The sequence below is a fragment of the Actibacterium mucosum KCTC 23349 genome, assembly GCF_000647975.1.
Classification (GTDB): domain Bacteria; phylum Pseudomonadota; class Alphaproteobacteria; order Rhodobacterales; family Rhodobacteraceae; genus Actibacterium; species Actibacterium mucosum.
The window spans coordinates 266,289-278,928 of record NZ_JFKE01000001.1 but is presented as its reverse complement, the minus strand read 5'-3'; the positions used below and the strand labels follow the sequence as shown (position 1 = coordinate 278,928).

General features: G+C 60.8%; 13 protein-coding genes. 5 read left to right on the top strand and 8 right to left on the bottom strand.

Going from position 1 to position 12,640, the window contains the following annotated elements; translation table 11 throughout:
* Position 1 precedes the first annotated feature (1 nt).
* From ACMU_RS01345 to ACMU_RS01315, 7 genes are all read right to left on the bottom strand, one after another.
* Entirely contained in the window at positions 2-1,183 is a 1,182-nt protein-coding gene (locus ACMU_RS01345; RefSeq protein WP_035255421.1) for a formate dehydrogenase subunit gamma, read from the bottom strand.
* Positions 1,184-1,495: 312 nt separating this feature from the next.
* Positions 1,496-2,089 (bottom strand): formate dehydrogenase FDH3 subunit beta, encoded by a 594-nt coding sequence (gene fdh3B, locus ACMU_RS01340; protein ID WP_035255419.1) that lies wholly within the window; start codon positions 2,087-2,089, stop codon positions 1,496-1,498.
* A 12-nt stretch (positions 2,090-2,101) separates the two neighbouring features.
* On the bottom strand, positions 2,102-4,999 hold the full coding sequence (locus ACMU_RS01335) for a formate dehydrogenase subunit alpha (RefSeq protein WP_035255418.1): 2,898 nt from the start codon (positions 4,997-4,999) through the stop codon (positions 2,102-2,104).
* 139 nt (positions 5,000-5,138) lie between these two features.
* Entirely contained in the window at positions 5,139-5,327 is a 189-nt protein-coding gene (locus ACMU_RS01330; protein ID WP_035256032.1) for a hypothetical protein, read from the bottom strand.
* A 41-nt stretch (positions 5,328-5,368) separates the two neighbouring features.
* Positions 5,369-5,974, bottom strand: coding sequence for a TorD/DmsD family molecular chaperone (locus ACMU_RS01325; RefSeq protein WP_035255416.1), 606 nt, complete (start codon positions 5,972-5,974; stop codon positions 5,369-5,371).
* A complete protein-coding gene (locus ACMU_RS01320; RefSeq protein ID WP_035255415.1) occupies positions 5,971-6,558 on the bottom strand; it encodes a DUF3306 domain-containing protein in 588 nt (195 codons plus the stop codon). The genes ACMU_RS01325 and ACMU_RS01320 overlap by 4 nt, the downstream gene beginning before the upstream one ends.
* A complete protein-coding gene (locus ACMU_RS01315) occupies positions 6,555-7,088 on the bottom strand; it encodes a DUF3305 domain-containing protein (protein WP_035255414.1) in 534 nt (177 codons plus the stop codon). Before ACMU_RS01315 ends, ACMU_RS01320 begins: the two co-directional genes overlap by 4 nt.
* Before the next feature lie 375 nt (positions 7,089-7,463).
* Here ACMU_RS01315 and ACMU_RS01310 point away from each other — a divergent pair, with 375 nt between their 5' ends.
* A complete protein-coding gene (locus tag ACMU_RS01310; RefSeq protein ID WP_035255413.1) occupies positions 7,464-9,413 on the top strand; it encodes a 4Fe-4S binding protein in 1,950 nt (649 codons plus the stop codon).
* Here the strand turns inward: ACMU_RS01310 and ACMU_RS01305 are convergent.
* Complete coding sequence (locus ACMU_RS01305; RefSeq protein WP_035255412.1) at positions 9,407-10,150, bottom strand: hypothetical protein; 744 nt, start codon at positions 10,148-10,150, stop codon at positions 9,407-9,409. The two genes, ACMU_RS01310 and ACMU_RS01305, sit on opposite strands and share 7 nt — an antisense overlap.
* 56 nt (positions 10,151-10,206) lie before the next feature.
* On the opposite strand from ACMU_RS01305, the gene ACMU_RS01300 reads away from it, so the two are divergent.
* From ACMU_RS01300 to ACMU_RS01285, 4 genes are read left to right on the top strand one after another with little or no spacing between them, the layout of a single operon-like run.
* Positions 10,207-10,404, top strand: a complete 198-nt coding sequence (locus ACMU_RS01300) for a DUF6494 family protein (RefSeq protein ID WP_035256031.1) — start codon at positions 10,207-10,209, stop codon at positions 10,402-10,404.
* 3 nt (positions 10,405-10,407) lie between these two features.
* On the top strand, positions 10,408-11,463 hold the full coding sequence (locus tag ACMU_RS01295) for an Mrp/NBP35 family ATP-binding protein (protein ID WP_035255410.1): 1,056 nt from the start codon (positions 10,408-10,410) through the stop codon (positions 11,461-11,463).
* Complete coding sequence (locus ACMU_RS01290) at positions 11,460-12,164, top strand: biotin/lipoate--protein ligase family protein (protein WP_035255408.1); 705 nt, start codon at positions 11,460-11,462, stop codon at positions 12,162-12,164. The genes ACMU_RS01295 and ACMU_RS01290 overlap by 4 nt, the downstream gene beginning before the upstream one ends.
* Entirely contained in the window at positions 12,161-12,640 is a 480-nt protein-coding gene (locus ACMU_RS01285; protein WP_035255406.1) for a DUF6505 family protein, read from the top strand. The genes ACMU_RS01290 and ACMU_RS01285 overlap by 4 nt, the downstream gene beginning before the upstream one ends.

The window sequence follows — 12,640 nt, the reverse complement described above, 5'->3', positions numbered from 1 at the left end:
TCTATTCGGCGGGGTGCTCGGCGGCACCGGTGGGAGCCGCGCTCTCTTTGGCCTTCACCTCGTCCAGCCAGATCGAGTGGTGTTGATGCGCCCAGGCCTCGTCGACTTCGCCGGTGCCCATGGCGTCAAATGCACCCTCCATTCCGACCGAGCCGATATAGATATGTGCAATGATGATCGCCATCAAAACAAAGGCGACGATGGCATGCCAGAGCTGCGCCAATTGCATTTCCTCTTGCGGGGCAAGAACGGTGGGCAAGGCCTCCATTCCGAACCAGCCGGGAATGCCAAGGTCGTTCAGCACAGCAAAAGTCTTGGCAAACAGCGGCATTTCGAACGGGAACAGAAGCGACAGCCCCGAGATCGAGATCGACCCGCCCAACAGGATGACCGACCAGAAGATGATCTTTTGCCCGCCATTGAATTTTTTCGCCGGCGGGTGCTTTTTGCCAATGATCCCCCCGAATTGCGCGAACCAGACCAGATCGGTGCGGTTCGGAATGTTGTGGCGGACCCACATGACGAAGGTCATCAACAGGCCCAACATAAAGGCCCATGCAACGTTGTTGTGGATCACCTTTGACACAACAAGCAGGGTCGCGTTCAGCTCTTTGCCCACCAGGGGCGCGATGAACATCCGTCCGAACAGGACAAGCAGCCCGGTCAGCCCAAGCAGGACGAAACTGCCTGCCATCAGCCAATGGGCAAACCGTTCAATTGCCGCAAAGCGCAGGACAGTACGTCCCGTTGAAGCCTCGTCCATTCGAATACGGCCCCGCAGCAGGTAGAACAGGACAAGCGCGCCAATTGTGCCCAACAGCAGCCAGCCCCCATACGTCGCCAGCGGTCCCTGGCGGAACTGGTACCAGGCCATGCCACCATCCTGTACCAAAACCTTGGCGACATCGTTGCCGCTGCTGACCGAGATATCGGCCTTGTTGTACCGCAAGGCGCGCCACAATTCGGGGTCGGATGCGCCCCCAAGAGGGCCAAGCCCCGGCGCGCTCAGGGCGTTGCCGCCAATGTCTTCGGACCGAAAACGATCATCAATCACCTCGCCGCGCTGACGAGCCATGATATCTTCGAGCGTTTGCGCACCGCCCGTGGCCGAGCGGTCAACCTCTTGCGCGGACGCAAGGGTGGCAAAGCAACACAAAATGAGGGTGAGAATGGTGCGGATCATGGGCCGGTCCTGCCGTTCAGGTTGCGGTTGTTGTTACAAAATCGTCACACGAGACTTGCGCAACAGAAATTATGTATATACACAGTACAGCTAGGTGATGCACTCTAGCTATCACTAACTAAGGAAGGACACGCTATCATGGCTAAGAAATCGAAAATCAAGTCGCTGAAAAAAGACGTCAAGAAACGCTCGACCCAGCTGAAGAAAGCCAAAAAAGCTCTGAAGAAAGCTCTGTAAGGCTTCGGTTTCGACCAAGACATGCCCTGAAGAGACCCCGGCAAAACCGGGGTCTCTTTGTTTTCGGGCGATGGGTCAGCCGTCCTTCTGGTCGTAGGCGGTGCCCCAACCCCACGCGCCCGTGCCAAAGCCGCGGGCCACGACGCGTTCGCGATAGATCGCGGATACAACGTCACCGTCCCCGGCAAGCAACGCCTTTGTCGAACACATCTCGGCGCAGATGGGCAGTTTGCCCTCGGCGATCCGGTTGCGTCCGTATTTGGCGAACTCGGCGGTAGAGTGGTTTTCCTCGGGGCCGCCAGCACAGAAGGTACATTTGTCCATCTTGCCGCGTGAACCGAAGTTGCCCGCCTGCGGATATTGCGGCGCGCCGAAGGGGCACGCGTAAAAGCAATAGCCGCAACCAATGCACAGGTCTTTGGAGTGCAGGACGACGCCTTCTTCGTTCTGATAGAAGCAGTCGACCGGGCACACCGCCATGCAAGGCGCATCCGAGCAATGCATGCACGCCACCGAGATCGAACGCTCACCAGGTTTACCGTCCTGGATCGTGACCACACGTCGGCGGTTGATCCCCCACGGCACCTCGTGCTCGTTCTTACAGGCGGTGACACACGCGTTGCATTCGATGCAGCGTTCGGCGTCACAAAGAAACTTAGCTCTTGCCATTCTTCTCTCTCCTTACGCTGGCATGATCTTGCAGAGAGTACACTTGGTCTCCTGCATCTGGGTCACGCTGTCATAGCCATAGGTCTGGGCGGTGTTAGAGCTTTCGCCCAGCACATACGGGTCTGCCCCGTCGGGGTATTTGCTGCGCAAATCGTCACCCTGGAAATGCCCGCCGAAGTGGAAGGGCATAAAGGCCACGCCTTCACCCACCCGTTCGGTTACCATTGCCATCACCTTGACCTTGGCCCCCTCGGCACCTTCAACCCAGACCTGCGCACCATCGCGCACACCCAGATTGTTGGCGTCCCTCGGGTTGATCTCGACGAACATGTCCTGCTGCAACTCGGCAAGCCACGGGTTTGACCGTGTCTCGTCGCCGCCGCCCTCGTATTCCACCAGACGCCCCGAGGTCAGGATCATCGGATAGTCTTTCGAGAAATCCTGTTTCTGGATCGACGCGTACATCGTTGGTAGGCGATAGAACTTCCTGTCCTCGTATGTCGGGTAATCCGCAACAAGATCGCGACGCGGTGTATACAGCGGCTCGCGGTGCAGTGGGACGGGGTCCGGGAATGTCCACACTACTGCGCGGGCCTTGGCGTTGCCAAAGGGTGCACAGCCATGGGCAATCGCAACCCGCTGGATGCCGCCCGAAAGGTCGGTTTTCCAGTTGGTTTTGGGCCCGGCAACCGCATCGATGGCCGCACGTTCCTCGGCTGTCAGGTCACCATCCCATCCCAGATCCATCAGCATCTGCATCGTGAACTCGGGATAGCCATCCTGAATTTCCGACCCAACGCTATAGACACCATCCGCCAACAGGTTGTCGCCATCCCGTTCCACACCGAAACGGGCGCGGAATGTCAGGCCGCCTTCGGCCACCGGTTTGGACATGTCATAGAGGTTCGGCGTGCCCGGATGCCCCATCTCTGCCGTGCCCCAGCTGGGCCATGGCAGACCATAATAATCACCATCAGCCGGGCCACCAATGGCCTGAAGCGTTGTGCGATCAAAGGTATGCTGGTTCTCCATATGCAGTTTCAGCCGTTCCGGCGACTGGCCGGTATAGCCAATGGTCCACATGCCGCGGTTGATCTCGCGCAGGGTGTCTTCCATGTCTGGCGTTATGCCGTCATCTTCCAACGCGATGTTGCGGAAGATGCGGTCGTGGAAGCCAAATTTCTGCGAGAACAGACCAATGATCTCGTGATCGGTCTTGGATTCGAACAGAGGATCCACAACCTTCTCACGCCACTGGATGGACCGGTTCGATGCCGTGACCGAGCCACGTGTTTCGAACTGCGTAGCCGCGGGCAGCAGATAGACACCATCGGTGCGGTCATGCAGCACGGCCGAGACAGTGGGATACGGGTCGATCACGACCAGCATGTCCAGCATCTCCATCGCGGTCTTCATCTCGGTCATACGCGTCTGTGAGTTCGGCGCATGCCCCCAAAGAACCATGGCCCGCACCTTGTCGGGATTGTCCATGTTGTCGGGGTCTTCCAGCACACCGTCGATCCAGCGGCTGACCGGGATACCGGTGAGGTTCTGCAAAGACTTTTCTTTGCCATCCGCGCCGGTGGTCTTGGCAAAACGACCAGACAGCCATTCCCCATCTTCACCCCAGACACGGCCCCAATGGCCCCAAGCACCGGCCGACAGACCGTAATAGCCCGGCAGCGTATGCGACAGCACGCCCAGATCCGTTGCACCTTGCACGTTGTCATGGCCGCGGAAGATGTTGGTGCCACCACCCGAGGTGCCCATATTGCCAAGGGCAAGCTGCAGAACGCAGTACGCGCGGGTGTTGTTGTTGCCGTTGGTGTGCTGTGTGCCACCCATACACCAAATCACGGTGCCCGGACGGTTGTTTGCCATCGTCCGCGCCACGCGCTTCAGCTGGCTGCCCGGCGTACCGGTCACACGTTCCACCTCTTCGGGGGTCCACTTGGCCACTTCCTCGCGGATTTGGTCCATGCCCCAAACACGGGTGCGAATGAACTCTTTGTCTTCCCAGCCGTTTTCGAAGATGTGCCAAAGAATGCCCCAAACCAGCGCCACGTCGGTGCCGGGACGGAAACGTACATATTCGTCGGCATGCGCGGCCGTGCGTGTAAAGCGCGGGTCGCAGACGATCAGCGGCGCATTGTTCTGCTCTTTCGCGCGCAGAACATGCAGCAGGCTGACCGGATGCGCCTCGGCCGGGTTGCCGCCGATGATGAAGATGGCCTTCGAGTTATGGATGTCGTTGTAGCTGTTGGTCATGGCGCCGTAGCCCCATGTGTTCGCTACACCCGCAACCGTGGTCGAGTGACAAATCCGCGCCTGATGGTCCACGTTATTCGTGCCCCAATAGGCCGCGAATTTGCGGAACAGATAGGCCTGTTCGTTATTGTGCTTGGCCGAGCCCAGCCAATACACCGAATCCGGGCCGCTCTCTTCGCGGATCTTCATCATGCCGTCGCCGATCTCGTCGATCGCCTGTTCCCAGCTGATGCGTTTCCACTCGCCACCCTCTTTCTTCATCGGGTATTTCAGGCGGCGTTCGCCATGTGCGTGTTCGCGTACCGAGGCACCCTTGGCGCAGTGCGCACCCAGGTTGAACGGGCTGTCCCAGCCGGGCTCTTGCCCAACCCAAACACCGTCTGAAACTTCGGCAACGACCGTACAACCCACCGAACAGTGGGTGCAGACCGATTTCTTCAGCTCTACCGCGCCGACGGCTGCGGTGGCCGCATTGGCCTGAGTTACCGTGCCGCCCGTTGCGGCAATCGCTGTCAGGCCACCAATGGCCAAACCTGATCCGCGCAGAAACGCGCGGCGGTCAACCGAGGCGTTTTTCACCTCGGACAGGAGGCCAGTCCGCTGGGGGCGTCGCGCAACCCCGTTGGTCTTTTTCCTCAACATGTTTCTCTCTCCCTTGCGTGCAACGCTTCAACGGCGTCGCTTGCTTGGCATGATCAATGCCGCAGGCGGTCGGGCGTCACGCAACCAGTTGCCCTTGGCGGTTATCAGGGTCCGGATCGGGCCGGGCCTTGCCTTGCGTTCAGAACCGCGCCGAAGCGAGGTAGGCGCGCGTATGCGCGGTGTCCTGCATCTTGTCCGATGTCAGGTCAGGCTCGGCCGCTTCGGCCTGCGTTGAACCTCCTGCTGCCACGGCCACGGCCGCCGCGGGCGCCGAAGCACCTGCCAGTTTCAGGAAGTCTCGGCGCGATGCACCTTTTTCCTCTTTCATGTCTTCACCTCCTTTCTTTGTCTTTGCTTGCATTGGTTGGTTCAGTTCTGACCCAGGCGAAACGCCTCGGCCTCGATCTCCATGAACAGACGGCCAACGGTGCCTACCGGCACGTAAAAGACCGAGTTCTTGGCCCCTTCTAGGTCGCCAAAGAAATGGCTGGCCCAAGGGGCAATGTGGCGGTTGAAAAAGTCGCGCTGGTCGCTCAAAGCTGCGGGCGCTCCAAAACGACCGACAATCATTGCGCCCATCATCTCCATCAGCGAGGCAATGTTGTCTTCGGGCTCAAACACGGTCTCGGCGCGGGCGAGGCCGCGAACGCTCATGTCCTGGCGCAGCAGCGCCAGCGGTTTTTCGTTCAGAAAACCGGTTAGATAGTAGCTGGCATAGGGCAGCAATTCACCGCGCCCCAACCCGATGAACAGCTTGTTGAACTCGCTTTCAATCGTCGCCGGTTTGCTGAGCTTGGCCAATCGCGCAAGGGTGCCGATGGCCTGTCCCAGTTCGCTGTCATCGCCGGAAAGCCCGGCGGTTTGTGACAGGATGGTGGCATCCGGCGGGGCCGACATGAGCAGGCCGAGAAAATTGTAAAGATCTGCGCGCAGGCGATCTTCTTCGGGAATTGTTGTTTGCGCTTCGGCGGTCATGCGGGTCCTTCCGTGGCTTCAAACCGGAACGCCATGCGCCGCGGCGTGGCGAGGGCAACCGGTTCGTCGGGGTCGGCAATCGGGGGATCGGTCTGGGCGATCAGAGGTTCGGGATCAGGCGTTTCAATCGTATCTTGGATTTCGCCATCTTTTTCACCGCTCTCGTCAGAGGGCGCGTCGTTCATATCTTCGACAATCTCTTCCAACCGAGTGACCATGCCTTTACCGACCTGATAGACGGTTTGCAGGTTGTCGATCACGGTTGCGGCGTCGGTGAAATCCTCGCCATAGTCGACCAGCCCGTCGAGGTTGGCCAACACGGGGTTCAGGCCCCAAAGACGTCGCAGAGCCCGGCTTTTCAGCCGTTGAGGCAGCGCGGCTTTCAGGAAGTCGCGCACTTCTTCGGCGTTTTCCAACGTCTCGGGTTCAGGCAGACCGGCCTCGGCCAGAAGTTCCTCGTCTGAACGTTTGGCCAGTGCGTCCTCGGCGGCTTCAACCTCGGCCGCGTCCAACGCGGCCTGTTCGGCGCGGGCTTCTTCAGCAACGGCCTCGCGGCGGCGAGACCAGAAGTCATCGCGGCTCATTGCAAACGCCTCCGCTTGAGGCTGGGCGATGCATAGATATCGCCCGGCTTGCCAATGCGCGGGTCGCCAATGCCATCCTGCACCAGATCAATGCGTTTCTTGTCGCGGCGGCGTTTGACGAACTCTTCGTCCTGGTGGAACTCTTCGACAAAATCGCGCACCCATGCGACCAGCCCGCCGGGCATGGGAACCTTCTCGACAATCTCTTCGCCGCTGTCGGTGTAGTCCTGCGCCTCATACGGTGAGGCCGTAATCAGCAGCACATCCAACGGCTCGTCGCCATGGCCCTCGCGCATGACCACGAAGACGCTGGGCACCCGAGCCGACAGACCGGTCAGGTACGCCTCGGTTTCGGCGCCATGAAGTTCGAGGGTAACGGTGGCCGCGTGGTATTCGACGGCATCCCCATCGCGCCGCAGCTCGCGCCAATCGGCAGGCCCCGCGCCGGGTAACACATCCGTCGCCCGCCAGCTCCACGCAACCCAGCGTGTCGAGCCTGGCGATCTGCGCAGGACGATTCCCACCGGCATGTGGCGATACATGTGCGGATTGCGGATCACGTAGATGGTTCCTCCCTTGGCCCAGAAGCTTGGGACAGGGGGGCAAGCCAACAAAGGCAAAATTGTATACTTTCGCACTCTTTGGCCGCGCGCGGACATTATGGGTAGCTTGCAGTGGGGCGTCGGGGGGTCAGGGTCAAGATGTCTATCTTGAGTATTTCTCTGGGTTAATGGGCCGCAGAAAATCAGGCGAATCACCTGCGCAAATTTCGCGTCAGCTTGCTCACCTGCCCACGGATTCGCCGGCCTGAATCCGGTTGTGAGGTGCCGCGAATCATGTGTAGCCTTTGGAGAAACCAGCCCAAAATAAGGGCGCGAAACACCGGTTTCAACAAGGGGGGAAACTTGGTTAAGACGTTGATAACATGCGATTGTTTGGGGTCTCAGACGATCGACGCAAAGGGCCTTGCCGAAACCACCGGTCTAAAGGTGCCCAAACCCTGTTCCGCGCTGTGCACCACGCAGATTGACCGAGCTGCAGCCGCCATCGAGGCCGGCGAAGCAATTTTTTCCTGTGCCCAGGAAGCACGGGTATTTGAAGAGCTCGCAGGCGAATTGGACCAACCTGCGCCCCCTGTTCTGGACCTGCGCGATCGGGCCGGTTGGACCGCAGATGATGCCCCGACACTACCCAAAATGTCCGCCCTTGTGGCCGAGGCGCTGTTGCCGGCGACGCCCGACAAGTCGGTGGACGTGGTATCCGAGGGAACGTGCCTGATCCTTGGTGCGCCCGAGGTGGCGCTGGCTGCCGCAGAGGCGTTGAAGGATATCCTTGGGGTGACGGTGTTGCTGGACCAGCCTGCCGAGGTGCCTGACACGCGCGGTTTCGACGTGGTGGTCGGTGCTTTGCGTCGTGCCGGTGGCGCGCTGGGTCAGTTTGACGTGGTGCTGGACCGGGTACAGACGCTGATCCCTGGCGGGCGCGGTGGGTTCGCCTTTGATGCGCCGCGTGACGGTGCGCAGTCGCAATGTGACATCATTCTGGATCTGTCCGGGAATACGCCACTTTTCCCCGCACCGGAAAAGCGTGAAGGCTATCTACGTGCAGACCCCGGACATCCGGGTGCCGTGTCTGCGGCGATCCTTGCTGCTTCGCAACTGCACGGGGTTTTTGAAAAGCCGCTTTACATCCGCGCCGAGCCGCTGTTGTGCGCCCACAGCCGCGCCGGGCAGACGGGGTGTACCCGTTGCCTTGATCTGTGCCCAACCGGTGCAATCACGCCCGACGGAGACCATGTCAGTATCGATCCGATGATCTGTGCAGGATGCGGCGCGTGTTCGTCCGCCTGCCCGTCGGGTGCAGTCAGCTATGACGCACCTCCTGTGGACCAGACGATGCGCCGGGTGCAGACACTTGCCCGCGCCTATCGCGAGGCCGGTGGCAGCGCACCGCGGTTGTTGGTGCATGACGCCCACGGCACGGAAATGATTGCCCTGTCCGCACGTTATGGCCGCGGCCTGCCTGCAGACGTTATTCCGATGGAAATGGCCGCAATCGGCGCATTTGGCCATGCCGAGGCACTGGCCGCTTTGGCCGCCGGGTTTGCCACCGTTCAACTTCTGCCCGGCCCGCATGCAGATCTGGACGCGATGGAAGCGCAGGCGGCCTTGGCGCGCGCTTTGACCAGCGACCGGATGGTTGAAGTGCTGAGTATCGTGGATCCAGACGCGTTGTCGGACCACTTGTTCGAAGCGGTCGTGCCCGACGCAATCGCGGCGCCGGTGGCCCCGATGGGCACCCGTCGGCAAATCACGCGTCAGTCTGCGCGCGCGCTGCACCCGGGCGACGACACGCTGCCCCTGCCGGATGGTGCTCCATATGGGGCAGTTCTGGTGAACACCGACGCCTGCACCCTGTGCCTGTCTTGTGTATCGTTGTGCCCGTCCGGCGCGCTGGGCGATAACCCAGACGCGCCGCAGTTGCGATTTCAGGAGGACGCCTGCTTGCAATGCGGTCTTTGCGCCACGGTCTGCCCCGAGGACGCGATCAGCCTGCAGCCGCAGCTGGACCTGAGCGACCGCGCCCTGTCGCAACGCGTGCTGCACGAGGAAGAGCCGTTTGCGTGTATCGAATGCGGCGCGCTTTTCGGTGTGAAATCGACCATCGACAACATCATGGCCAAGCTCGAAGGCCATTCCATGTTCAACGACCCTGACAAGCTGCGCATGATCCAGATGTGCGACAATTGCCGGGTAAATGCGCAGTTCCATTCGGAAGCAAACCCTTTTGCCGGCAAAGAACGCCCCCGCCCCCGCACAACCGAAGACTACCTGTCAAAGCGGCGCGATCACTGATGCACGAGGTCCCCGCCCAGATCGGCCGCCGGCATGCCAGTGACATAGGCCAAAATCGCCTCCAACTCGTCCAGATTCAGCGTGACGGGCACGATTGGCGACGGGCGACTGTCGGGAAATGGCGGCGTGACATCGGGGATAATGGTAAAGGCCGGATGCGGGTTCAGGACATAGAAGCCGGCAAAGCGTCCCTCCCAATCCGGCAGGCTGCGCAGTACGCCAAAGCTGGGGGTCGAACCGATACCAAACCCGCGTTTGCCGTCTTCGACAACGTGGCAGCGGCTGCATTTGTCGCGCGAGACTTGCAGGCCCAGCACCGCATCACCGTCGGCCTCGACCTGAACCGCGACCACTTGCCGGGCCGACGGCAACGAAAACAGCGCCGTTCCATCCGGTGCGAACCCGGTCACCGTGTTCTTGCCCACCTGCGAGGTCAGCCATCCGGAAAATCTGTCGCTGGCAGGGTGATCGGGGTTCAGAACCTGCAAATGCCAGACTTGCCCGACACCTTCAAAAACCGCGCGGCCTTCGGTACCGAGAATCGCGTCGGGGCGGTCACTGACAAGTTCAACCCGCACCTGTGTTTTCAGGGAAAACCGCGGCAGGATGTGTTTCAGAAGGCCGGTTTCTGTCAAAGCTTCGGGGGCCGAAAGGCGCAGCACGCGATCATCCGCCCAGGCCCCTGCAGCAACCCAGATCAGGCACAAACTCACCAGAAAACGACGAATTCCCAGCATTCCCCAAGGGTAGGGGGCAGATGGGTCTGCCGTCAATCACCAGCAAAGGAGACCCCATGAGCGACGCCTACAACATGTCGATGCGCAAGTTTCTGAAACAGGTCGGCGTGACCTCGCAACAAGCCATCGAAAAGGCCCTGCAAAAAGGGAGTGGCGACGCCTATTCGGTGAAGGCCGTGATCACGATCGAAGCGCTGGGCCTGACCCATGAGGTCACCGGCGAAATTGCCCCGCAGACCGGCGAGGAAAGCTGAGACATGACCGCCACGCGAGAGGATGTTCTGGCCGCGCTAAAGACTGTTACCGACCCGGTCGCCGGCGGCGATATCGTGGCCAGTGGCGTGATGCGCGCCCTGAACGTGGATGCCGGCGCCGTGCGCTTTGTGATGGAGATTCCACCTAGCCAAGCCGAGGCTTATGCCGCGGTGAAAGAACAGGCGGAACAGATTCTGGGCGCTTTGGACGGGGTGCGGGACACCTCCATCGTGATGACTGGGCATTCCACGCCAACTCCGCCGCCTGATCTGCGCCCCCAGCGCCCCGCCGAACCGCAAGGTCCGCAAAAAGTGCCTGGTATCGACCGGATCATCGCCGTGGCCAGTGGCAAGGGCGGGGTGGGCAAATCCACCGTCTCGGCGAACCTGGCCTGCGCGTTGGCGCAGCAGGGTGTGCGGGTGGGTTTGCTGGACGCCGATGTCTACGGGCCTTCTCAGCCGCGTATGCTGGGCGTGTCGGGCCGGCCATCGTCGCCCGACGGCAAGACGATCCTGCCGATGCGCAACCATGGTGTCACGATGATGTCGTTGGGCCTGATGACAAATGATGACCAGGCGGTTGTCTGGCGCGGGCCAATGTTGATGGGTGCATTGCAGCAGATGCTGACGCAGGTGCAATGGGGCGCTTTGGATGTGTTGTTGGTTGATCTGCCACCGGGCACAGGTGACGTACAGATGACTCTGGCGCAAAAGGCACAGGTGGATGGCGCGGTGATCGTTTCCACCCCGCAGGACATCGCGTTGTTGGACGCACGCAAAGGGATTGATATGTTTCAACAATTGAATGTGCCAATCCTTGGGATGATCGAGAACATGTCGACCCATATCTGTTCGAACTGTGGGCACGAGGAACACGTGTTCGGCCATGGCGGTGTTGCTGCCGAGGCGGAAAAACTGAACGTGCCCTTGCTGGCCGAGGTGCCGTTGGATCTTCAGATCCGACTGGCCTCGGATGGCGGCGCGCCGATCGTGGTCTCAGCCCCCGATGGCCCACAGGCGCGCGCCTTCCATGACGTGGCAAAGGCCCTGATCGCATGAACCATACGCCCACCTTCCCGCCATTGATGTCGGGCGAGGCCGCCACGGGCCCCGCGCTGGACCATGCGGCGTTGCGGGCTGCGATGGGCTGCGATGCGGGTTTGATCACCTATAACCTTGGTGCGACTGAAATGCAGGCGGCCTTGGTGTTTGCGCCCGAGGTGCCCTTGGCGCGCGCCATGTCCATGCTGCCGCTATGTGGCGTGGGGCTTCAAAATGCCTTGGGTGCGTTGGCCCCGCCCGAGGTTGCGGTGCATCTGGAATGGCAAGGCGGTATACGCGTGAATGGTGCACGATGCGGTGCCTTCAAGGCGCTGGCCGCGGACAATGCACCCGATGCCGTACCGGACTGGCTGGTTATCGGGTTTACGTTGCCATTGGTTCCGCCCAGCGACGAGATGGGCAAAACGCCCGATCAGACGGCCCTGTTCGCCGAGGGTTGCGCCGACGTTTCACCACCGGCGTTGTTGGAGGCATGGGGGCGCCATACCCTGCACTGGATCACGCGTTGGGAGGATGACGGTACCCGGCCACTGCACGCTGAATGGCGTGGTTTGGCCCATGGGATTGGCGAACCGACAGAGATTGCCGGCCAAAGCGGCACCTTTCTTGGCGTCGACGAAGATTTCGGAATGCTGCTACGCAACGACGACGGCACGCATCTTGTCCCGCTGACCACTTTGCTGGAGGACCTGCCATGATGCTGGCACGCGCCATTCATTTCGACGAAAGCGATCAGCGCGTTTATGCCGTGCCAGCGCGAACAGGCGAGTGGTGCATCTCGGGCGGGTTCGAGTTTTCCAATTGGTCCGAGGGTGACCTTGTGGGCAAGGCTCGGCAGGCTTTTGCCAATGGCTGGTTCGGATTGGAAACCGGTGGCCGGGTCACCTTTGTCGCGGTTACGCAGATTGAAGAGGCCGAGTTGGAGACACTGGCCCAGATGCTGGCCACCCATTTCGTCACCTACTATGGCGCACCTTCGGCAGAGGCTGCCCTGCCTGTTGCCCGCGAAGAGCTGCAACAGATGGTGGATTTGTGCGATGATCACAGCGCCAACACCCTGTTGACCGTGGCGCGCGAGCTTTCCCAGGCTGGTGTGCGCGAAGCCTACCGGATGATCGAACCGCAGGATGCAGGACTGGACCAATTCGCGGTTCACGGTGCGCCCGAGGGCTGA